Genomic DNA, 21,702 nt, shown 5'->3' on the forward strand with positions numbered 1-21,702 from the left:
CACCACACCCCCACGAGGAGCCATCGCTCGCATGTGCGGCATCGTCGGCATCGTCTCCACCGAGCCCGTCAACCAGCAGATCTACGACAGCCTGCTCCTCCTGCAGCACCGCGGGCAGGACTCCACGGGCATCGCGACCGCCGACGGCCCCGTCTTCCACATGGCGAAGGCCCGCGGGCAGGTGCGCGAGGCGTTCCGCACGCGCGACATGCGCTCGCTCATCGGCAACATGGGCCTCGGCCATGTGCGCTACACGACGAAGGGCGCCGCCGAGCGCGAGGAGGAAGCGCAGCCGTTCTACGTGAACGCGCCCTACGGCATCATCCTCGTGCACAACGGCAACCTCACGAACACCCGTGAGCTCTCGGGCGACCTGTTCTCGATCGATCGCCGCCACGTGAACTCGACGAGCGACACCGAAATGCTGCTGAACGTGCTCGCAACCGAACTGCAGGGTCAGATCAAGGGCCTCGAGCTCGACCCCGACCAGATCTTCGAAGCGGTCGCGAACGTGCACGAGCGCGTCGAGGGCTCGTACGCCGTCATCTCGATGATCGCCGGCTACGGCCTGCTCGCGTTCCGCGACCCCTTCGGCATCCGTCCGCTCATCCTCGGCAAGCGGGTCACCGAGGCCGGCCGCGACGAGTGGATCGTCGCAAGCGAGTCGCTCACGCTCGAGAACGGCGACTACGAGATCGTGCGCGACGTCGAGCCCGGCGAGGCGATCTTCATCACCCTCGACGGCGAGATGATCTCGCGCCAGTGCGCCGCGAACCCCGTGCTCATCCCCTGCTCCTTCGAGTACGTGTACCTCGCCCGCCCCGACTCGGTCATGAACGGCATCTCGGTCTACGAGTCGCGGCTGCGAATGGGCGACCGGCTCGCCGACACCGTCGCGACGCACATGCCCCTCGGCGACATCGACGTCGTCATGCCGATCCCCGACTCGTCGCGCCCCTCGGCGATGCAGGTCGCACAGAAGCTCGGCATCGAGTACCGCGAGGGCTTCTACAAGAACCGCTACGTCGGCCGCACCTTCATCATGCCGGGCCAGGCCGAGCGCAAACGCTCGGTGCGGCAGAAGCTCAACGCGATGGGCACCGAGTTCCGCGGCAAGAACATCCTCATCGTCGACGACTCGATCGTGCGCGGCACGACATCGCAGCAGATCGTGCAGATGGCCCGCGACGCCGGCGCCAACAAGGTGACGTTCGCCTCGGCGGCGCCCCCCGTGCGCTACCCGCACGTCTACGGCATCAACATGCCGAGCCGGCAGGAGCTCATCGCGCACGGCCGCAAGATCCCCGAGATCGCGGCCGAGCTCGGCGCCGACCACATGATCTACCAGGAGGTCGCCGACCTTCAGGCGGCGATCACCGAAGGCACCTCGATCGAGCAGCTCGACCTCTCGTGCTTCACCGGCGAGTACGTCACCGGCACGGTCACCGAGGAGTACCTCGGCTGGGTGGAGCGCACACAACTCAGCTGATCGGTGCGCGGGGCGCGCCCGTGGGGTGTGCCCTGCGCGCGCCTACGTCACTGATCCGCCTGGGGCATCAGTGACGTAGTGCTTGCGCCGCGGGCATCTCCAGCGGTTGCGCCGTTCAGCTGGAGCGCGTCCGGCAAGGTGCGCGAGCCCCCGTAACGACGACCGCGGCTGGCGATCTACCCGACGGTATGCCTCACCGACTCGAAGATGCGTGCGAAACCCTCCGCGCCGAGCCCCACACCGCGCTGGCGCTCGATGAGAGACTGCACCATCGCGAGCGGCACAGCGCCGACTCCGGCTTCGTCGGCTGCCTCGAGCATCTTCGACAAGTCGGAGAAGTCGAGACTCTGCTGCCCGGCGACCGTGTAGTCGCCTCCGTCGATCACGCGGCCGTAGCCCGCGAGTTCGCCCGTCATCGCCGACAGCCAAGCCGCCGAGCGCTCGGCGAACGCCGTTGCGGAGACGCCCGCGGTGGCGACCAGCGCCGCGCCCTGCATGTACCCCGCGAACATCACGTACATGCCCGAGAGCAGTGCGATGTCGTAGAGCGAAGCGAGGCCGGGGTCGGCGCCCAGATAGCTGCTCGTGCCCCAGCGGTCGAGTACGTTGCGGTAACGCTCGAACGAGCTCTGATCGCCGCTGTACAGAATCTCGCTGCCGGGACCGCCGATCATCGACGGGACGGCCATGATGCCGCCGTCGAGCGCCGCGATGCCGCCGGCTCGCGCCCAGAGCCCGAGCTCGCGCGCCTGCTCGGGCGAAGTGGTGGTGAGGTTGACGAGTACCCGGCCATGCAGGCGGTCTACGATCGGGTCGAGCGTCTCATGCACCGAATCGTGGTCGAACAGGCAGACGACGACGAGCTCGGACGCGTCGATCGCGACGCCAGCGCTCGGCGCCTCGATGGCACCGTCTTCGATGAGCCGCTCGGCTCGGCCGGGCGTGCGGTTCCACACGGTGACCGTGTGGCCTGCCCCGAGCAGGGCGGCCGCGAGCGCCCGCCCCATCTCGCCGAGGCCGAGGATGCTGACGGTGACGGGTGCGTTCATGCTGGTGTCCTCTCGTTCGGAAGTTTCTCTGGCTGCACGTCGTCGGTGTTCCGGTGCCGACCAGCACCGCAATACTGTCGCGCTACTGTGGGACAGACAAGTACCCACTATTTGGTGCAATACCCTCCTCAGGGTAAGTAAGAAGGAGCCACGATGCCTGGAGAACCCCGAAGCGGCCCGTACATCTGCGGGATCGACGCCGCTATGGACGTCGTCTCCGGCAAATGGAAGTCCTTGATCCTGTGGGAACTCGACGCCGGCACCCGGCGCTTCGGCGAGCTGCGCCGCGGGCTTCCCGGGGTCAGCGAGAAGATGCTGATCCAGCATCTGCGCGAACTCGAACTCGACGGCCTCGTGCACCGCGAGGTCTACCGCGAAGTGCCACCACGGGTCGAGTACTCACTCACCGAACTCGGTCGAGAGTTGAACGCTGCACTCGAACCGCTCGCCGAGTGGGGACGCCGGCGTATGGAGCTGATCGGCGCTGAACGCGTCGAACTGCCGTCGACCGCCTGAGCGCCCGCCGCCGAATCGCGTTCATGACCTCCCGGGGGACTCCGGATGACTGTACGGCTAGCCGCCGACGCGGTGCGTCTCGTCGTGCTCGGCGAGGGCGCGCGTCGCTCGCCGCGACATCGCCCGATCGACGATGAGCGCGACGAGCGCACCGAGACCGACGCCGATCACGACGCCGCAGACGAGCAGGAAGCCGAACACCTGGCTCTGGCTGTAGGTGAAGTCGTCGGCCATGCGCTCGGCGAGCTCCGCCTCGCTGGGCGCGAACGAGATCGAGAGCACGAGTGCGACGATCGCTCCCACGACGGCTCCGGCCGCGATGAACGCACCGTAACGAGGGCTGCGGCGCACGACGACCTCGTCGCGGCTCGCCTCGGTGCGGTACTGCGGCTCGGGCGCCGACCCGGTCGGCGTCGCGGATGCCTCGGACGGCACCTGCCCGGCGGGCTCGGGGGTCTCGGGCTGATCGTGGGTGTCGCTCACCCCACCATTGTCTCGCATCGGGCTGGGCGATCGCCCCGGAACTCCGACCGGCGCCCTACCCGACCGACCTCATGAACGCATCGAGCTCGTCGGCGACGAGCTGCGGCTCCTCGAAGGCGAGGAAGTGGCCGCCGCGCCCCGGCGTCGAGTACTGCCGGATGTCGCTCGCGGCTCGTTCGGCGATCGACCGCGGGAAGAGCTCGAACGGCGGTTCGCAGCTCAGCGTGACCGCGACGGGCACCGTGATCATGGGGCGAGGCGAGTTCTCGGGGTAGTCGAGGTACTGGCGGAACGAGGTGCCGATCGACTCCGTCACCCAGTACAGGGTGAGCAGCTCGCACAGCGAGTCGCGGTCGAAGCGCGACTCGAGGTCGCCGCCGCAGTCGCTCCACGCACGCAGCTTGTCGACGATCCAGGCCGCGAGGCCGACCGGCGAGTCGACGAGCGCCGCCGCGATCGTGTCGGGCCGGGTGCCCATGATCGCGCTGTAGCCCGAGTCCCACTCGCCACGGGCGTCGTCGGCGTCGAGGAACGCCTGCTCCTCGGGTGCGACGGGCGAGGCGTCGAAGCTCGCGGGGAACGGCCCGTGGATCATGTGCACGCCCGCGACCTCGTCGGGATAGGTCGCGCCCAGCCAACTCGCGACGACACCGCCGATGTCGCCGCCGAATACGAAATACCGCTCGTAGCCGAGGGTCTCGGTCATGAGCGAGTGGTACCGCTCGGCCATCGCGGCGCGTGTCAACGGCCCTTCGGGGAGCTCGGACCAGCCGAACCCGGGCAGCGACGGGATGACGACATCGACCTCGAGCAACTCGGCGAGCGGCAGCATCTCGAGGAAGCTGCTCGGCCAGCCGTGCGCGAGCAGCACGGGCGGGCGGCTCGCATCGCGGCGCAGGTGCACGAAGTGCTGCCCCCGATCGATGAACTGGGGGTACGCGTTCAGCCGGTGCTCTGCCGCGCGCCAGTCGAAGTCGTGCGCCCAGTGGTCGACGAGGGTTCGGAGGAACGACGGGTCTGCGCCCGCCTCCCACCCGGCTGCGCTCGGCGCACTGAATCGCGATCGTTCGAGGCGTGCGCGCAGCTCGTCGAGCACGTCGGATCCGACGGCGATCGTGAATGCTTCCATGCTCGGATGCTACGGCGTGCGGCCGACCCTCCCGTGCCGCCGCCCGATCAGGCGACCGGGAGCAGCCCGTCGAGCTCGGCGCGCTGCCCCGAGGCGTGCATGCGCCCGCTCGCACGCGCGTGGGCCCACGACAGGCGGCCGGTCGCGAGTGCGAGCCAGGTCGAGGCATCCGTCTCGATCACGTTCGGCGGCGTGCCACGCGTATGCTTGGGGCCCTCGACGCACTGCACGGCCGCGTACGGCGGCACGCGCACCTCGAGGGTGCCGCCGGGGGCCCGTTCGGCGAGCAGTTGCAGCGAGTAGCGCACCGCGAGCGCGAGCGTCGTGCGGTCGATCGAGGATGCCGCGGCCGCGACATCCCCGTCGTGCTGATCGGCGATCGCGACGATCGTCGCGATCGCCGCCCGCCCGATGTCGTCGCCGATCCTCGCCCGTGCCATACCCCCATCCTCCCCCGCCCGCTCCCGTTTCTCAGGAGCGGGGCCCCGAAGCGCATGCTTCTCACGAGAAATCCGGCCCGGATCGGGCACCTGGGACAGATCCTCCTGAGAAACGTCGGTGGGGGAGGGGATCGACGGGGCGCCCGGCTGGACGCGGTAGCCTGAACCGGTGAAAATCCTCGTCCTCGGCTCGGGCGCGCGCGAGCACGCCATCATCCTCGCGCTCCTCGATGAGGAGGCCGGGCACGAGATCATCGCCGCCCCGGGCAACGCGGGCATCGCGGCATCCCCCACCTCCTCGGCGCGCGGCAGCGTGACCACCGTGGCGCTCGACGCGAGCGACCCCGAACTCGTCACCGAGTACGCCCGCGACAGCGGCGTCGGGCTCGTCGTCGTCGGCCCCGAGGCACCGCTCGTCGCGGGGGTGGCCGACGCGGTCCGTGCCGCCGGCATCCCCGTGTTCGGGCCGGGCAGGCAGGCCGCGGCCCTCGAGGGATCGAAGACCTTCGCCAAGCGCATCATGGAGGCGGCGAACGTGCCGACCGGCCGCGCGAAGCTCATCTCCGAGTTCGACGAGGTCGCGGCGACGCTCGACGAGTTCGGCGCCCCCTACGTCGTGAAGGCCGACGGCCTCGCGGCCGGCAAGGGCGTGCTCGTCACCGACGATCGCGACGCCGCGCTCGCGCACGCCGCCCACTACCTTCAGCAGGGCCCCGTGCTCGTCGAGGAGTTCCTCGACGGCCAGGAGGTCTCGCTGTTCCTCCTCTCCGACGGCACGAACGTGCTGCCGCTCTCGCCCGCGCAGGACTACAAGCGCCTCCGCGACGGCGACGCCGGCCCCAACACGGGCGGCATGGGCGCCTACTCGCCGCTGCCCTGGCTCGACGACGCGGTCGACGGTCGCGGCGGCCGGTTCGGCAGCGAGCGGGCCTTCGTCGACGAGGTCATCGAGACCATCGCCCTGCCGACGGTGCGGCGACTCGCCGACGAGCAGACCCCGTTCGTCGGCCTGCTCTACGCGGGGCTCATCCTCACCTCGCGGGGCATTCGCGTGATCGAGTTCAACGCGCGCTTCGGCGACCCCGAGACCCAGGTCGTGCTGCCCCGCCTCGAGACCCCGCTCTCGGGCCTGCTGCTCGCGGCGGCCACGGGCGGGCTCGGCGAGCTGCCGCGCCCGGTGTTCAGCGCCGACGCCGCCGTGACCGTCGTGCTCGCGAGCGAGGGCTACCCCGAGTCGCCCGCGACGGGCCGGGCCATCGAGGGGCTCGACGCCGCGGCATCCGTGCCAGGGGTGCACCTCGCCCACGCCGCGACCGCCGTCGGCGCCCTGCCCGACGAGGCCCAGCCCGGCGACGAGGCCCCGTTGCTCTCGACCGGCGGGCGCGTGCTCAACGTCGTCGCCGTGGGCGACGGCTTCGCCGAGGCCCGGCGCCGGGCCTACGAGGCGTTGGGGCGCATCCGCCTCGACGGCGCCCAGTACCGTACCGACATCGCGGCGCGCGTCGCCGAATAACCCAGCACGAGGAGCGAGCATGAACGAGAGCGGCGAACTGCCCGGCTGGACCCACGTCTATTCGGGCAAGGTGCGCGACCTGTACGTGCCGACGAAGCTGATGACCGACGACGACAGCTGGACCGGCGACCCGCTCGCCGTCTCCCCCGTCGTGCTCGTCGTCGCGAGCGACCGGGTGAGCGCGTACGACCATGTGCTCGAGCCGGCGATCCCCGGCAAGGGGGCCATGCTCACCTCGCTCACCCACTGGTGGTTCGATCAGTTGCCCCAGGTGCCGAACCACTTGGCGCACCCGCTCGACGACCGGCTCGAAGTGCTCGAGCTGCCCGATGTGCCGGCCGAGGTCGCCGATCGGGCGACGCTCTGCCGCACGCTCGACATGTTCCCGATCGAGTGCGTGGTGCGCGGCTACCTCACCGGCGGCGGCTACAAGGAGTACGTCGCGACGGGGGCGATCGGCGGCATCCCGCTGCCCGAGCGCCTCCAGAACGGCGACCGCCTGCCCGAACCGGTCTACACCCCCGCGTGGAAGGCCCCGTTCGGCGAGCATGACGAGAACATCTCGTACGAGCGCACCGTCGAACTCGTCGGCGAGGTCGTCGCCGAGCAGTTGCGGGCGCTCTCGCTCGAGATCTTCGCGAACGCGCAGGAGATCGCCGAGCAGCGCGGGCTCATCCTCGCCGACACGAAGTTCGAGTTCGGCGCCGACCGCGCGACGGGCATCGTGACGCTCGCCGACGAGGTGCTCACGAGCGATTCGAGTCGCTATTGGGATGCCGCGGTGTTCGCCTCGGCCGCGACGCCCGAGCTGCGCATGGCGAGCTTCGACAAGCAGATCGTGCGCGACTGGCTCGCCGCCAACTGGGATCAGGATGTCTCGGAGACGCCGCCGACCCTCCCCCACGAGATCGTCGCGCAGACGGCGGCGCGCTACCGCGAGCTGCTCGAGCGGCTCGAGCGTCCTTCCGCTGGTTGAGGAGCGAGCGCAGCGAGCGTCCTTCCGCCGGTTGAGGAGCGAGCGCAGCGAGCGTCCTTCCGCTGGTTGAGGAGCGAGCGCAGCGAGCGTCTCGAAACCGCCCGGCCCCTTCGCCTCCGCCCTGTGCCAGAGTGGTGACGTGAACCTCGACGATCTGGTGCGCCTGCGCCGGGCCCGCGACACGATGGACCGCGACTACGAGCAGCCGCTCGACGTCGAGGCGCTCGCGCGCGTCGCGCTGATGTCGTCGGGGCACTTCTCGCGCAGCTTCCGCGAGGCCTACGGCGAGACGCCGTACGGCTACCTGATGACCCGGCGCATCGAGCGGGCGAAGGCGCTGCTGCGCCGAGGCGACCTCAGCGTGACCGAGGTCTGCTTCGCGGTCGGCTGTACCTCGCTCGGCTCGTTCAGCTCGCGCTTCCGCGAGCTCGTCGGCGAGAGCCCGAGCGCCTATCGCGCCCGCTCGCACGAGGTCGCCGCGCCCATCCCCGCGTGCATCGTGAAGGTGCAGACGAGACCCGTCAGAAATGGAGAAGCGGGTCAGGCCTCGCCTCGGTAGCGTCGGGGTCATGGACATCTCACTCTCCCAGTGCTTCATCGCCGTCGACGACCACGAGACCGCGATCCCGTTCTACCGCGACGTGCTCGGCCTCGAGGTGCGCAACGACATCGCCTACGAAGGCATGCGGTGGGTCACGGTCGGCTCGCCGTCGCAGCCCGACGTGAACATCGTGCTCGAACCGCCGATCGCCGACCCCAACGCCACCCAGGCCGACAAGGATGCCGCGGCGCAGCTGCTGGCCAAGGGACTGCTGCGCGGCGTCAACTTCTCGACGTCCGACTGCGACGCGACCTTCGAGGCGATCCGGGCGGCGGGAGCCGACGTGCTGCAGGAGCCGACGGACCAGTTCTACGGGGTCCGCGACTGCGCGTTCCGCGACCCGGCGGGCAACATGCTGCGCTTCAGCCAGCCGCGCGCGGCCTGAACCCGCCCGCCCGCGGGCCCGCCCGCCCGCCCGCGGTCCGCACGCGGGCGGCGTGACGACCTTTTGCCGTCCCACGCCGGTTCGCGCTGCTCCGTCAAGCGTCGTACGGCGGCAAAAGGGCGTCACGCGGTGGGCGGCGGGCGGTGGGCGTCGGGCGGTGGGCGGCGGGCGGCGGGCGGCGGGCGGATCAGGGGGCGAGCCCGAGATCCGCGACCACATCGGCGACGCGAGCACGCTGCGCCTCGTCGAGACCGAGGATGGGTCGGGGCAGGCACCGAGCGGGCGCGAGCCCGAGGTGCTCGGCGATCGCGGCAACGACCCGCAGGCTGCCGCCGAACTCGGCGAACAGCGTCCAGAGCGGGTCGAGCCGGGCCGACTCGGTGAGCGCCGCCGCCGCTCGCCCCTCCCGCGCCGCCCGCGTGATGCGCAGCGCCGGCTCCGGCAGCGTGCCGGCGATCACCGAGTACCAGGCATCGCAACCGGCGATGAGTCCGGTCGCCGCGTACGCGTCGCCCGAGATGCCGATGGTGACCTGCGGCGGCACGACCGCTCTGATCGACGCGACCCGCGCACGCATCGCGTCGACATCGAGCGGCATGCCCGGGATCTTGATCGAGGCGACGCCCGGCAGCTCGGCGAGGCGCGCGTACAGCTCGGTCGTGAACGTGAAGTGCGTGGTGCCCGGATTGTCGTAGACGATGACCGGCAGCTCGGTGCTCGACGTCACCTCACGGAACAGCTCGAGCACGTCGTCGTGCGTCAGCGGCTGATAGCTCATCGGCGCGAGCAGCACCCCACGGGCGCCCGCCGCTTCGGCGTTGCGCGCGTTCGCGAGCACGTCGCGCGTGCGCAGCGCTCCGATCCCCACGAAAACCGGCGTCTCGCCCGCGTGCGAGACCGCGAGCCGCGCGACGCGGGCGCGTTCGTCGCTCGAGAGGTAGGCGTACGACCCGGTCGAGCCGAGCGCGGTGATCGAGTCGACGCCCGCGGCGGCGAGCCGCTCGACGAGCCTCTCGAACGCCCGCTCGTCGACGACGTCACCCGACAGCGGGGTGAGCGGAAACGCGCTGAGCCCGGCGAACGTGCTCGCGGAGGTCGGGCTCACCCTCCAGATGGTATCTCGTGCGGATGGCCTGACCCGGGCCCTGACGGAATACCTTCGCCGTGGCATCCGTTAGTATTAGTTGTGCTTACAACCAATGGGGCGCCTGAGGGCGCCGGACTCCTCGCCGCCGACACCGGCATGGGCGCCGTGACGCTGCGCGTCGCCGACCTCGACGGCATGGTCCGCTACTACCGCGACGGAGTCACCCTCGAACTGCTGAGCCACGACGGCCCCGTCGCCGTGCTCGGTCGCGGCACGACGCCGATCGTGATCCTGCAGCACGCGCCCGAGCTGAAGCACGCCTCGCCGCGCGACGCCGGGCTGTTCCACACCGCGATCCTCTTCGACACCCGCGAGGCGCTCGCCACCGCGATCGCGTCGGTCGCGACCCGCTACCCCGGCACGTTCACCGGCAGCGCCGACCACCTCGTGAGCGAGGCGTTCTACTTCACCGACCCCGAGGGCAACGGCGTCGAGCTGTACTTCGATCGCGACCGCTCGCAGTGGAGCTGGGTGCACGGCACGGTCGAGATGGCGACGATCTACCTCGACCCCAACGGGTACCTGCGGGAGCACCTCGGCGAGGCCGGCACGGCGGCCGTCGCCGCGACCGACGGCACCCGGCTCGGCCACGCCGTCGTCGGCCACGTGCACCTCTCCGTGGGCGATGTCGCGAGCGCACGCGAGTTCTACGTCGAGCGGCTCGGCTTCGAGACGACGGCCGAGATGGGCGACCAGGCGCTCTTCGTCTCGGCCGGCGGCTATCACCACCACATGGCGATGAACACGTGGAACAGCCGGGGCGCCCGCCGCCGCGGGCTCGCCCTCGGCCTCGGCAAGGTCGAGATCGTCGTGCCGACCGCCGACGACCTCGGCGAACTCGGCGAACGCATGGCGCACTACCGGGTGGGAACTCGCGACGACGGCCGCACGCTGGCGTTCGACGACCCGTGGGCGAACCTCGTGGAGGTGCGGGCGGCGCAGTAGGCCGGCTGTGCGGCATGTACGACGTCAGCGCACGTCGGAGATCTCGCGACGATGGCCGGCGCCGACCACGACGACGATCAGCTCGCCGTCGTTGATCCGATACAGCACTCGGTAGTCACCGGTGCGGACCCTCCATTCGGGGCGCGCGGTCAGTTTCTTCGCCGCCGGCGGTCGCGAACCCTAACAAAACCGTCGGCGGTCTTCTCGCCCGACGACCAGTGGTACGTCATCGCGCTCGACGTCGCACCCGCGACCGCCATCCCGGCGATGAAGAACCCAGCCCCAGCCGCAGCACCGATCCCAGCCGTCGCCACGACGCACGCCCCGACCGCAGCGCCGATCACAACACCGACGACGATGCCGCCCGCGATCGCTCCCGCGTCCTGCCACTGATCCTCAGACCACTCCCACGGCAGCCACGGGTCACCGTCCCCACCATCACCATCCCCGGCGGCGGGCGGCTTGTACGACGTCGTCGTCCCACCACCGGCCGTGTTCGGGTTCGTGAGCTTCTGGTTGCCGCACACATCCGTGTAGTCATCCGCACCGAGCGCACACAGCCCGGACGCGTCCTCGAACATGACCGGGTTGTTGCCCGAGTACGAGTACGCGTTGCCCTGCTGCCGATCACCCGCGACCAGGATCGGGTCGACCGTCAAGAACTTCCCGAGCACCGGGTCGTACTCGCGGGCCCCCAGCCGCGTCATCCCCGACGACGAGGACGGCGCGTTCAAATAGCCATGGTTCGACGACCACGTCGCCGCCGTCCCCGCGTGACGCCGTACGGGTCAGCCCAACGCCGCGTGATCGCACCCGACGCCGAGTTCACCTGCAACCCGACCGTGCCGACATGATCCGGCGACAGCCACAACACCTTGTTCGTCGACGACCCCGCCACCGACACCCGCTCCGCGACCGGCATGCCACCGAACTCGTACGTGCGCACACCCGTCGTCGACGACGAACCCGCCGCCTTACGAAGCTCGGTGTCGCCGAGGAACAGCGTCGAGCCCTCGCTCGAATCGACCCGCAGCAACAGGTTGCCCTCGGCATCGAAGACGTTCTTCTGCGTCCGCGTCCCGGCCGTGAACGACGTCATCCGACCCAGCGGATCGTACGCCAGCGTGTCGGTCGAGCGCGTCAACGTATTGCCCGCGTTGTCGTACGAGTAGTTCAACGCGGTCTGCGTCGTACCGACCGTCTTCGTCACCTTCGACGCCGCGTGCGGGCGGGTCGCCCGGACATATCTGTACGGAGGAGACTGCCCACAGCTCGTCAGGGGAATCAGCGGGGGCCGCCCCGATAAACTGCCCCGATGACCTTTCCGCTCCGCTCGATCCGCCGGTACCCAGTGAAGGCGATGGGAGGCGAGGCCCTCACCGAGGTGGAGCTCGACGCCCGCGGGCTCGTGGGCGACCGCGGATTCGCGGTGGCCGACGACGACGGCAAGTTCGCCTCGGGCAAGAACACGCGCCGGTTCCGCCGACGCGACGGGGTCTTCGAGTACGCGGCGTCGACGACGGCGGATGGCTCGGTGCAGGTGCAGCGCGGCGACCACGGGCTCTGGCTCATCGGCGACGAAGAACTCGACGCCGACCTCTCCAAGCGCATGGGCGCGAGCGTGCGGGCGCTGCCCGAGGCCGACATCCCCATGCAGGACGGCGGGCAGATCTCGATCGTCGGAACCGCGTCGCTCGCGTGGTGCGCCGAGCGCTTCGGCATCGATGCCGACTCGCGGCGCCTACGCGTCAACTTCGTCGTCGAGACCGACGAGCCCTTCATCGAAGAGACGTGGCTCGGGCACGAGATCACGGTCGGAGACGCCCGGCTGCGCGTCGTCGAGCGCGTCGAGCGGTGCCGAACCATCGATGTCGCACAAGACGGCACGGCAGCCGAGGGCCGACTGCTGATTCCGCTCACGAAAGAACGCGAGATGTCGCTCGCCGTCTACGCCGATGTGGTGGTGCCGGCGACCATCAGGGTGGGCGACCGGGTCGAGCCGGTCGCAGACCGGGTCGAGCCGGTCGGCGCACTCAGCGACTGATCGCGTCGGCGAACCAGCCGGTGATCGTCGCCGGGTGCGTGATCGCGGTGCCGACGACGACCGCGAACGCGCCCGCGTCGATGCACGCCGACGCCTGCGCGGGCGTGTGCACCCGGCCCTCGGCGATCACGGGCACCGCGATCCGGTCGGCGAGCGCCGCGAGCACCTCGAGGTCGGGCCCGGCGGTCTTCGGCCGTTCGCCCGTGTAGCCGCAGAGGGTCGTGCCGACGAGGTCGGCTCCCGCGTCGACCGCGGCGAGGCCGTCATCGACCGACCCGACGTCGGCCATCACGAGCGCACCGGTCTCGTCACGCAGACGACGGATCGTCTCCGCGAGGCTCAGCCCGTCGGGGCGGGCGCGACGCGTGCCGTCGAGGGCGACGATCTCGGCACCGGCCCCGGCGACGGCGATCGCGTGCTCGAGGCTCGGCGTGATGAAGACGTCGCCGTCGCCGTCCTTCCAGAGTCCGATGAGCGGGAGCGCGACGCGTTCGTGGATGCTGCGCACATCGGAGACGCCCTGGGCGCGGATTCCGACCGCGCCGCCGACGACTGCCGACTCGGCCAGCTGGGTCATCGTCTCGGGGTGGCGCATCGGCTCTCCCGGGTACGCCTGGCACGAGACGATCAGGCCGCCCCGCAGTGCGTTCAGGTCGAGCGAGGTCATCGGGTCTCCTTCGTTCGCGGGGAAGCCGGCCGGCCGGTTGGGTCGGTCACGAGCGCCGCCGCCCCGAGGATCGCGGCGTCGCCGCCGAGCTCGGCCGGGATGAGCGGGGTGTCGGCGAGCACCGGCAGACGTTCCGCGGCGAACGCGGCCCGCACCGCACTCCACCACAGTTCACCCGAATCGGCGAGCCCCCCGGCGACGACGACCGCGTCGGGGTCGAGCGAGTTCACGAACCCGCCCACCGCACGACCGAGTGCGGTGCCCGCGAGAACGACGGATGTCTCGGCGTCGGCGTCGCCCTCGAGCGCGCGCCGCACCACCTCGCGCCCGTCGTCGACGGAGTCGTCGCCCGAACGAGCGCGGTAGTCGGCACACATGGCCGGCCCCGAGGCGACCGCCTCGAGGTGCCCGGCGCCGCCGCACGTGCAGGGGCGATCCGCGGCATCCGGCGAGGTGACGTGGCCGAAGTGGCCCGCTACGCCGACGCGGCCCGTCTGCACCCGGCCGTCGATCACGAGGGCACCGCCGATGCCCGTGCCCGCGGCGAGCACGAGCACCGTGGCGAGACCGGCCCCGGCACCCTGCCGCGATTCGGCGAGCGCGTGCGCGTGCACGTCGTTGACGACGGCGACGGGCATTCCGAGTTCCGCCTCGAGGCGCCCGCGAACGCGCGTGCCCGCCCAGCCGGGCAGGGAGTCGGTCGCCGAGACGATGACGCCCGTGCCCGGCGCGACGACGCCGGCCGAGCCGACGCCGCACCCCGTGATGAGGGCACCCGCGGGCGCACGGGCGACGAGGCGGCGCGCGACGTCGACGAGAGCGGCGAGCACCGCCTCCGGCCCCTCCTGCGCCGGCGTCGGCGCCGTCTCGCGATCGAGCACCGCGCCATCGCCGACGAGCCCGGCGGCGATCTTGGTGCCGCCGAGGTCGACGCCGATCACGAGACGCATCAGAAGGCCGGCGCCGACCGGTCGACGATCGCGGCGATGCGGGCGACGGTCGCGTCGTCGAGCGACGGCACGGGCGCCGACATGCGATTCGACGACAGCACCCCGAGGTGCGCGAGCGCGGACTTGAATGCTCCGAGCCCCGCCGCCTCGCCGCTCACGCCGCTCGCTTGGAAGACGATCTCGAAGAGTTCTGCGAGCTCGTCCTGCACCGCCTTCGCGCGCGTCCAATCGCCGGCGGCGGCCGCGTCGAACAGTTCGACGTAGCGGGCGGGGTCGACGTTGCCGAGCCCGGGTACGACGCCGTCGGCCCCGGCGAGCAGGGCTCCGTCGACGACGACCTCGTGTCCGGTGAAGATCACGAGCGGGCTGCCCGCGGCGCGGTTGGCCATCACGAGGCGTCGGAAGGCGACGTCGTCGCCGCTCGAGTCCTTGACGCCGACGATGACGCCCTCGGCGCCCAGCCGCACGAGCATCGCCGGGTCGAGCTTCGAATGCACGCGCACGGGGACGTCGTACGCGAAGACCGGCAGCGAGGTGGCCGCGGCGATCGCACGGAAATGCGACTCGGTCTCGGCGGCGCTCGGACGCGCGTAGTACGGTGCCGTCGCGACGATCGCGTCGGCGCCCGCCGCCTCGGCGAGGCGCACCTGGCCGATGACGCGGGCCGGCGTCATCTCGTTGACCCCGGCGATGACGGGCACGCGGCCCGCGGCGATGCGCACGGCCGAGGCGAGCACGCGCGCCCGCTCGGCGTCGGAGAGGAAGGCGACCTCGCCCGAGGAGCCGAGCACGAACAGCCCGTGCACGCCGCGGGCGACGAGACGTTCGACGAGCCGCTCGAAGGCGGGCTCGTCGAACGCGCCCGATTCGTCGAGCGGAGTGAGAACGGGAGGGATGACTCCCCGGAAGGTGGTGGTCACGTGCGGTTCTCCAGTGGGTGATTCAGTGGTGCTGCGGTGATGGATGTCTCGGTTCGCGGTGTGCGGGGGCGGTCGGCGCCGGCACTCTGCACCTGCGCTCGCGCTCAGCCGGCGAGGAGGCCTGGTGCGGCTCCGAGCAGGGTGCGGGTGTAGGCGTCGCGTGGGTCGGCGAGCACCGTGTCGGCGTCGCCCTCCTCGACGATGCGGCCGGCGAACATGACGATGAGCCGGTCGGAGACGTAGCGCACGGTCTGGATGTCGTGCGAGATGAACACCATGCCGAGGTCGAGCCGCTCCTTGAGGTCAGCCAGCAGATTGAGGATCTGCGCACGCACCGAGACATCGAGCGCACTGGTCGGCTCGTCGGCGACGATGAGGTCTGGCTCGAGCGCGAGCGCGCGGGCGATCGCGACACGCTGCCGCTGGCCGCCCGAGACCTGACCGGGCAACACCTCTGCGGCCGAGGCGGGCAGCCCGACGAGCTGCAGAAGTTCGACCACCCTGGCCTCGCGCTGGGCCTTCGTGCCGATGGCGTGCACGTTGAGCGGGTCGAGCAGGATGTCCCTGATGCTCATGCGTGCGTTCAATGCCGTCGAGGGGTCCTGGAAGACCACGGAGACGGCCTTGCCGTACGCCGTCCGGAGCGCTCCGTCGCGCTTGCCGAGCTCGGTGCCGCGGAACGCGACCGTGCCGGCGGTCGGCTCCTGAAGTCCGACCATGACGCGGGCCAGGGTCGACTTCCCGCAGCCCGACTCGCCGACGACGCCGATCGTCTCGCCGCGGCGCACCGAGAGGCTGACACCTGCGACCGCGTGCACGCGATCCCGGCGGAACAGTTTTCCGGTGCGGGCCTTGTGCACGACGTGGATGTCGTCGAGCCGCAGGATCTCTTCGCCGCTCATCGGGCCTCCTCCTTCTCGGGCGCCGCGTCGTCGGCGCGAGCCGCATAGCTGTGGCCGGTCGCGTCGGTCAGCGGCACGAGCTCCGGGCGGCGGGCGCCGACCGGCCGACCCTCGATCGAGCGTGGCGCGAAGCGGTCTCCGGTCACGAAGTCCCGCGGTGACGGAACCGTGCCGGGAATCTGATGCAGTCGGTCCGCACCGTCCTCGATCGAGAGCACCGAGCCGAGCAGGCCCCGGGTGTACTCGTGCTGGGGCCTGGTGAGCAGACTCGTGGTCGGTGCGGACTCGACGACCTGTCCCGCGTACATGACCGTGATGCGGTGGGCGAGCTCGGCGACGAGGGCGAGGTCGTGGCTCACGAACACCATGGCGAAGCCGAGCTTCTCGCGGAGCTCGTTGAGCAGGTCGACGACCTGGGCCTGCACGGTCACATCGAGCGCGGTCGTCGGCTCGTCGGCGACCACGAGCTTGGGGCTGCGGGTCAGCGCCATCGCGATGAGCACCCGCTGACGCTGTCCACCCGAGAGTTCGTGCGGGTAGCTCTTGAGCGTGCGCTCCGGGTCGAGGCCGACGAGGGTCAGGAGCTCCTCCGCCGTGCGGGTTCCGCCGCGCTTCGTCAGCTGCGCGAGCTGCGAACGGATCAGCATCGACGGGTTGAGCGAGCTCAGGGCGTCCTGGTAGACCATCGCCATCTCATGGCCGAGCAGCGCCCGGCGCTCCTTCGGCGGCATGGTGAGCAGGTCGCGCCCCTGGAAGAGGATCTCGCCGCTCACGACCGCCGACTCGGGGAGGAGGCCCATGATCGCGAGGCTCGTGATCGACTTTCCGCACCCCGACTCACCGACGAGCGCCATCGTCTCGCCGGGACGAACCGAGAAGCCGACCCCGTCGACGACGGCGACGTCGCCGTGCCGCTCGGGGAACCGGATCGAGAGGTTGCGCACCTCGAGCAGCGGCTCGGCGTCGCCTTCGTAGACGAGCCGGCCGCTACGCGCCGACTCCGCGGCCCGAAGCTCGGCAAGGTGCGCCTCGAGCGCCCCCGATCGGGCGGCCGCCTCGGCGGCCTCGCGGCCGATCGCGCTCGTCGCGGTGGTGGTGACCGTGGTGATCGTCGCCGACCTGGTGTCGAGCGCCGGGTCGTAGCCCGCCTCGGCGTCGACCACGGCGTCGAGCGCGGCGTCTTCGGCGGCGACCTCGGCGATGGCCCTGGCGGCGCGGGGCTTCACGCCCGGCTTCACCAGCGCATCGGTGACGCCCTCGGCCAGGACGTTGAGCGAGAGCACCGTCAACAGGATGAGCACGCCGGGGAAGAAGGTCGCCCACCAGCCGCCCGAGAGCAGCAGGTTGCGGCCGGAGGCGATGACGTTGCCCCAGGACGGCGCCGGATCCTGCACGCCGGCACCGATGAACGAGAGGCTCGCCTCGAAGACGATCGCGTCGGCGACGAGCACCGTCACGAACACGAGGATGGGTGCGGCGCAGTTGCGGGCGACGTGCCACGCGAGGATGTACGGCATGCGCGCGCCCATGACGCGCTCGGCCGCCACGTAGTCCTCACCGACCTGTGCGAGCACGTTCGCCCGCACGATTCGCGCGATCTGCGGAATGTAGAGGAAGGCGATGGTGCCGATGAGCACCGGAAGCTCCTTGCCGAAGACCGCGACGAAGACGATCGCCAGGGCGATGCCGGGGAACGACATGATGATGTCGAGGATCCGCATGATGACTTCGCGGACCCAGTTCGGCCCGGTCGCGGCGATCGAGCCGACGACCGCACCGGCGATCAGGGCGAGAGTCGTCGCGCCGAGACCGATCGCGAGCGAGTACCGCGCCCCGAAGACGAGCCGCGAGAAGATGTCGCGGCCGTTCCGGTCGGTGCCGAAGAGGTGCTCCCACGACGGGGGCTGAGCGGGGATGCCCGACTTGAGCGGGTCGTACGGCGCCACGAGTGGGGCGAAAACAGCGAGGAGGACGATGAGCACGAGGAACGCGAGCGCGATCCTCGAGCCGATCGGCATCGCCCCGATGCGCTGACCGGGGACGCTGAGGCGTTCGGCGAGTGAGCGACGCATCGGTTACACCGTCCGGATTCTTGGGTTGATGAGGAGGTACAGCAGGTCGACGGCGATGTTCACGAACACGAAGGTGAGCGCGATGGTGAGGGTCACGCCCTGAACGAGGTTGATGTCGTTGTTCGTGACGCCGTTGAGGATGAGCTTGCCCATGCCGGGCAGGTCGAAGATGACCTCGATGACGACCGCCCCGCCGAGGAGGTAGCCGATTCGAAGGCCGAGCACGGTGACCGGGGTGATGAGCGCGTTGCGCAGCACGTTGCGGCCGACGACGACGTGGCGGGGAAGCCCGCTGCCGATGGCGGTGCGCACGTAGTCGCGGTCGAGTTCTTCGACCATCGAGGTGCGCACGACGCGGGTGAGGGAGGCGGCGACGGGGATGCCGAGGGCGACCGCGGGCAGCGCCATGGACATCAGCCAGCCGCTGAACGAGTCGTTCGGATTCACGTAGCCGCCCGTCGGGAACCAGCCGAGGCCGAGCGCGAAGGTCTGGATGAGCAGGATCGCGAGCCAGAACGAGGGGATGGCGATGCCGGCGATCGACAGCACGCGCGTGAGCTGATCGGGCCACCGGTCGCGATAGAGGGCTCCGGTGACGCCCATCGTGAGCGAGAGCACCGCGGCGATGAGGAGGCCGAGGAAGGTGAGCTGGAGCGTGAGCGGGAACGCCGTCGCGATCGCCTCGGAGACCGGCTGCGCCGGCGGCACGGTGGTACCGAGGTCGCCCTGGAGCAGGTTCCCGAGGAATCGCAGGTACTGCAGGATGACCGGGTCGTTGAGTCCCATCTTCTCGCGATACGCGTCACGGGCCTCCTGCGATGAACTCTCGCCGAGGGCGTTGATCGCGGGGTCGCCGGGGGCGAACTGCATCACGAAGAAGACGAGCGCGGTGATGCCGAGCACCATGATCGGCAGGATCGCGAGGCGGCGCAGCATGAGCCGCAGCAGGGTCGTCACGGGTGGACTCCTTCGAAGTGGAGACCGGGGGCAGGCGGTGTGGAACGCCGGCCCCCGGAAGCGATCGGACCCGGCGTCAGCCCTTGCGGGCGACGTCGATGAACGACAGGCCGGTGAAGGCGAGCGGCTCGAAGGCGGCGAGGGCGTCGTCGTCCCATGCGGTGGGCAGCTTGCGGTGCACGAGCGGGTAGACCGGCCCCTCCTCCGCGATGATGTCGAACGCCTGACCCCAGAGCTGCTTCTGTTCGGCCGCATCGGCGGTCGCGACCGCCGAGTCGAGCAGCCGGGTGATCTCGGCGAAGCCCTCGGAGTCGGCCCAGCGGTAGCGCTGGGTCGGCCAGGGGGTCGCCGCGCCGTACCACCAGCGCAGCAGCAGGTCGGCGTCGTTGCCGAACACCGAGGGATCGCCGGGGGCGACCATGACCGTGTAGGCACCCGAATCGACGATCTTGTACTGCGCACCCGACTGGTTGACGTTCAGCGTGGTCTTCACGCCGAGCGCATCGAGATCCTCCTTGATGAGCGGCAGCACGTCTTTCACCCAGCTGGTGTCGGTCGCGATGAGTTCGATCGAGAGGTCCTTGACGCCCGCGTCGGCGAGCAGTGACTTCGCCTTGTCGAGGTCGTAGCTGTAGACCGTCGACGCCTTCTGGTACGAGGGGTGCTCCTTCTGGAGGTAGCTCGTCGCGGCGGCGGCCTGCCCGAGCATGCCGACGTCGACGAGCTTGTCGTAGTCGATCGCGTAGCGGAACGCCTGGCGCACGCGCACGTCGTCGAAGGGCTTCGCGGCGGCGTTGAACATCATGAACAGCTGGCCGAACGACTGCACAGATTCGACGTGGACGTCTTTGGAGAGCGACGCGACGTCGATGTAGGGCACGTCTTCGATGGCCTGCACGCGGCCCGACTGCACCGCGGTCACGCGGGCTGCGGCGTCGGAGAGCAGGTTCCAGGTCATCGCCGCGGCGAGCGCGGGGCGCGGGCCGTTGTAGGCGTCGTTGCGCTCGAAGGTGATCTTGTCGTCCTTCTTGGCGCTCGTGATCTTGTAGGGGCCGGTGCCGGTGGGCAGCGCATCGAATGCGGCCTGGTCGGCTTCGACGATCGCCTTCGGCACGATCTTCACGACGGAGAGCCGCTCGAGCGCGAGCGAGAACGGCTGGCTGAGCGAGATCTCGACCGTCTGGTCGTCGACCTTCGTGATTCCCGAGACGAACGGGATGAACGTCGCGTAGAGCGAGGCGTTCGCCGGGTCGAGGACCCGTTGGAACGAGAAGACGACGTCGTCGGCGGTCACCGGGCTGCCGTCGTGGAAGACGGCGTCCTTGCGCAGCGCGGCGGTGACCTTCGTCCCGTCGACCTCAGGGAGGTCGGCGGCCAGCGCCGCGTACGGCTCGCGGCTGACGGGGTCGAGCTCGACGAGCCCCTCGAGGATGTGCCAGTTCGCGGCGACGGTCACGGCGCCGGTCGTGGTCATCGGATCGAAGCCGGTCGAGAGCGCGTACGAGATGCCGGCCTCGATGGTGGCATTCTCATCGACGGCACCGCCGGATGCCTCGGCGCCGGGCTTGTTGGTGGACGCGGGCCCCGAGCAGGCGGCGAGGGTGGCGATGATGCCGGCAGCGCCGGCCGCCTGGAGGAAGACCCGGCGGCTCGTCTCAACGTGGAGCGTTTCCTTCAACATTGGATGAATTCTCCTGGATATCGGACATCAGACGTCGTATCTGAGTAAAGTGAATCTAGCCCCGATACGAACGAAAGGTCAAGCCGACGATGGCGACACAGGATCAGACCGTCACCCCGGTCTTCTCAGCCGCTCCGCGCAAGCGCGATGCGGTGACCGATCGGATCAAGGACCTGATTCTCTCGGAGGGTCTGCGACCCGGCGACCTGATGCCCACCGAGGCCGACATCTGCGCCCGCCTCGAAGTGAGTCGCTCGAGCGTGCGTGAGGCGATGCGGATGCTCGCGGCGCTCGACATCGTCGAGGTGCGCCACGGCCACGGCACCTATGTCGGCCAGCTCTCGCTCGCCCCACTCGTCGAGGGGCTCGTCTTCAGGGGCGTCGTCGACCAGGACGACAGCGTCGCGGCCCTGCGCGAGGTCGTCGAGGTTCGCGAGGCGCTCGATCTCGCCATGGCCGAACAGGTGGTCACGGCGCTCGAGGGCACGCACGACCCCGACCTCGCCGAGCTCGTCGCGAAGATGACCGCGAAGGCGAATCGCGGCGAGGGGTTCGCCGCAGAGGATTACGCCTTTCACACACGTCTGCTCGACTACCTCGACAACGCCCTCGTCGGCCAGCTCGTCGCCGCGTTCTGGGAGGTGAACACGGTGGTCTACCCGAAGCTCGGCCTCGCGCCGGCCGCCGACATCGCCGACACCGCACACGCGCACGGCGCCATGCTCGAGGCCGCGGTCGCGGGCGATGTCGCCCGCTATCGCGCCGCCGTCGTCGAACACTACCTCCCGCTGCGGCGCGCGCTCGAGAAGGCGTCGCCTCGCAACTGACCGGGCGTG

General features: G+C 70.4%; 24 protein-coding genes. 9 read left to right on the plus strand and 15 right to left on the minus strand.

What is annotated here, in order from left to right; genetic code table 11:
• Nucleotides 1–31 precede the first annotated feature (31 nt).
• Entirely contained in the window at nt 32–1,489 is a 1,458-nt protein-coding gene (gene purF / locus H516_RS0105695) for an amidophosphoribosyltransferase (protein ID WP_022888755.1), read from the plus strand.
• A gap of 176 nt (nt 1,490–1,665) precedes the next feature.
• On the opposite strand, the gene H516_RS0105700 is transcribed toward purF, so the two are convergent.
• Entirely contained in the window at nt 1,666–2,538 is an 873-nt protein-coding gene (locus H516_RS0105700; RefSeq protein ID WP_022888756.1) for an NAD(P)-dependent oxidoreductase, read from the minus strand.
• 153 nt (nt 2,539–2,691) lie between these two features.
• On the opposite strand from H516_RS0105700, the gene H516_RS0105705 reads away from it, so the two are divergent.
• On the plus strand, nt 2,692–3,054 hold the full coding sequence (locus H516_RS0105705) for a winged helix-turn-helix transcriptional regulator (RefSeq protein ID WP_022888757.1): 363 nt from the start codon (nt 2,692–2,694) through the stop codon (nt 3,052–3,054).
• Between the two features lie 57 nt (nt 3,055–3,111).
• On the opposite strand, the gene H516_RS18605 is transcribed toward H516_RS0105705, so the two are convergent.
• Genes H516_RS18605 through H516_RS0105720 form a run of 3 tightly spaced genes read right to left on the minus strand, consistent with a single transcriptional unit; the run spans nt 3,112 to nt 5,106 of the window.
• A complete protein-coding gene (locus tag H516_RS18605) occupies nt 3,112–3,537 on the minus strand; it encodes a hypothetical protein (protein ID WP_022888758.1) in 426 nt (141 codons plus the stop codon).
• Between the two features lie 55 nt (nt 3,538–3,592).
• Nucleotides 3,593–4,666 carry an epoxide hydrolase family protein gene (locus H516_RS0105715; RefSeq protein WP_022888759.1) on the minus strand — a complete coding sequence of 358 codons (1,074 nt, stop codon included), beginning with the start codon at nt 4,664–4,666 and terminating at the stop codon, nt 3,593–3,595.
• A gap of 47 nt (nt 4,667–4,713) precedes the next feature.
• Complete coding sequence (locus tag H516_RS0105720) at nt 4,714–5,106, minus strand: sterol carrier family protein (RefSeq protein ID WP_022888760.1); 393 nt, start codon at nt 5,104–5,106, stop codon at nt 4,714–4,716.
• Nucleotides 5,107–5,275: 169 nt separating this feature from the next.
• Here H516_RS0105720 and purD point away from each other — a divergent pair, with 169 nt between their 5' ends.
• From purD to H516_RS0105740, 4 genes are all read left to right on the plus strand, one after another.
• Nucleotides 5,276–6,619: a phosphoribosylamine--glycine ligase gene (purD, locus tag H516_RS0105725; protein ID WP_022888761.1), complete on the plus strand. Its 1,344-nt coding sequence runs from the start codon at nt 5,276–5,278 to the stop codon at nt 6,617–6,619.
• Between the two features lie 19 nt (nt 6,620–6,638).
• Nucleotides 6,639–7,595: a phosphoribosylaminoimidazolesuccinocarboxamide synthase gene (locus H516_RS0105730; RefSeq protein ID WP_022888762.1), complete on the plus strand. Its 957-nt coding sequence runs from the start codon at nt 6,639–6,641 to the stop codon at nt 7,593–7,595.
• A 184-nt stretch (nt 7,596–7,779) separates the two neighbouring features.
• Complete coding sequence (locus H516_RS0105735) at nt 7,780–8,154, plus strand: helix-turn-helix transcriptional regulator (protein ID WP_211217079.1); 375 nt, start codon at nt 7,780–7,782, stop codon at nt 8,152–8,154.
• Between the two features lie 10 nt (nt 8,155–8,164).
• Nucleotides 8,165–8,581, plus strand: coding sequence for a VOC family protein (locus H516_RS0105740; protein WP_022888764.1), 417 nt, complete (start codon nt 8,165–8,167; stop codon nt 8,579–8,581).
• Nucleotides 8,582–8,768: 187 nt separating this feature from the next.
• Here H516_RS0105740 and H516_RS0105745 read toward each other — a convergent pair whose 3' ends face one another.
• Nucleotides 8,769–9,686, minus strand: coding sequence for a dihydrodipicolinate synthase family protein (locus H516_RS0105745; protein ID WP_022888765.1), 918 nt, complete (start codon nt 9,684–9,686; stop codon nt 8,769–8,771).
• 138 nt (nt 9,687–9,824) lie between these two features.
• On the opposite strand from H516_RS0105745, the gene H516_RS0105750 reads away from it, so the two are divergent.
• A complete protein-coding gene (locus H516_RS0105750; protein WP_033196822.1) occupies nt 9,825–10,673 on the plus strand; it encodes a VOC family protein in 849 nt (282 codons plus the stop codon).
• A 24-nt stretch (nt 10,674–10,697) separates the two neighbouring features.
• On the opposite strand, the gene H516_RS22865 is transcribed toward H516_RS0105750, so the two are convergent.
• From H516_RS22865 to H516_RS0105765, 3 genes are read right to left on the minus strand one after another with little or no spacing between them, the layout of a single operon-like run.
• Nucleotides 10,698–10,781: a hypothetical protein gene (locus tag H516_RS22865; protein ID WP_022888767.1), complete on the minus strand. Its 84-nt coding sequence runs from the start codon at nt 10,779–10,781 to the stop codon at nt 10,698–10,700.
• A 41-nt stretch (nt 10,782–10,822) separates the two neighbouring features.
• A complete protein-coding gene (locus tag H516_RS0105760) occupies nt 10,823–11,380 on the minus strand; it encodes an RHS repeat-associated core domain-containing protein (protein ID WP_022888768.1) in 558 nt (185 codons plus the stop codon).
• A gap of 23 nt (nt 11,381–11,403) precedes the next feature.
• Nucleotides 11,404–11,883, minus strand: a complete 480-nt coding sequence (locus H516_RS0105765; RefSeq protein ID WP_022888769.1) for a hypothetical protein — start codon at nt 11,881–11,883, stop codon at nt 11,404–11,406.
• A gap of 105 nt (nt 11,884–11,988) precedes the next feature.
• Here H516_RS0105765 and H516_RS18615 point away from each other — a divergent pair, with 105 nt between their 5' ends.
• On the plus strand, nt 11,989–12,717 hold the full coding sequence (locus H516_RS18615) for an MOSC domain-containing protein (protein ID WP_022888770.1): 729 nt from the start codon (nt 11,989–11,991) through the stop codon (nt 12,715–12,717).
• On the opposite strand, the gene H516_RS0105775 is transcribed toward H516_RS18615, so the two are convergent.
• The 7 genes from H516_RS0105775 to H516_RS0105805 all read right to left on the minus strand — a co-directional run bounded on the left by H516_RS0105775 (nt 12,707) and on the right by H516_RS0105805 (nt 20,866).
• Nucleotides 12,707–13,384, minus strand: coding sequence for an N-acetylmannosamine-6-phosphate 2-epimerase (locus H516_RS0105775; protein ID WP_022888771.1), 678 nt, complete (start codon nt 13,382–13,384; stop codon nt 12,707–12,709). The two genes, H516_RS18615 and H516_RS0105775, sit on opposite strands and share 11 nt — an antisense overlap.
• Nucleotides 13,381–14,334 carry an ROK family protein gene (locus H516_RS0105780; RefSeq protein WP_022888772.1) on the minus strand — a complete coding sequence of 318 codons (954 nt, stop codon included), beginning with the start codon at nt 14,332–14,334 and terminating at the stop codon, nt 13,381–13,383. The genes H516_RS0105775 and H516_RS0105780 overlap by 4 nt, the downstream gene beginning before the upstream one ends.
• On the minus strand, nt 14,334–15,254 hold the full coding sequence (locus H516_RS18620) for a dihydrodipicolinate synthase family protein (RefSeq protein ID WP_022888773.1): 921 nt from the start codon (nt 15,252–15,254) through the stop codon (nt 14,334–14,336). The genes H516_RS0105780 and H516_RS18620 overlap by 1 nt, the downstream gene beginning before the upstream one ends.
• A 104-nt stretch (nt 15,255–15,358) precedes the next feature.
• On the minus strand, nt 15,359–16,156 hold the full coding sequence (locus H516_RS0105790; RefSeq protein WP_022888774.1) for an ATP-binding cassette domain-containing protein: 798 nt from the start codon (nt 16,154–16,156) through the stop codon (nt 15,359–15,361).
• A complete protein-coding gene (locus tag H516_RS0105795) occupies nt 16,153–18,228 on the minus strand; it encodes a dipeptide/oligopeptide/nickel ABC transporter permease/ATP-binding protein (protein WP_022888775.1) in 2,076 nt (691 codons plus the stop codon). Before H516_RS0105795 ends, H516_RS0105790 begins: the two co-directional genes overlap by 4 nt.
• 3 nt (nt 18,229–18,231) lie before the next feature.
• The gene (locus H516_RS0105800; protein ID WP_022888776.1) at nt 18,232–19,185 is read right to left on the minus strand and encodes an ABC transporter permease; all 954 of its coding nucleotides are present in this window, start codon (nt 19,183–19,185) and stop codon (nt 18,232–18,234) included.
• A 76-nt stretch (nt 19,186–19,261) separates the two neighbouring features.
• On the minus strand, nt 19,262–20,866 hold the full coding sequence (locus tag H516_RS0105805) for an ABC transporter substrate-binding protein (RefSeq protein WP_022888777.1): 1,605 nt from the start codon (nt 20,864–20,866) through the stop codon (nt 19,262–19,264).
• Nucleotides 20,867–20,955: 89 nt separating this feature from the next.
• Here H516_RS0105805 and H516_RS18625 point away from each other — a divergent pair, with 89 nt between their 5' ends.
• The gene (locus tag H516_RS18625) at nt 20,956–21,693 is read left to right on the plus strand and encodes a FadR/GntR family transcriptional regulator (protein ID WP_022888778.1); all 738 of its coding nucleotides are present in this window, start codon (nt 20,956–20,958) and stop codon (nt 21,691–21,693) included.
• Nucleotides 21,694–21,702 lie beyond the last annotated feature (9 nt).

It is taken from the genome of Agromyces italicus DSM 16388, from assembly GCF_000421545.1.
In the GTDB taxonomy this organism is placed as follows: Bacteria; Actinomycetota; Actinomycetes; order Actinomycetales; family Microbacteriaceae; genus Agromyces; species Agromyces italicus.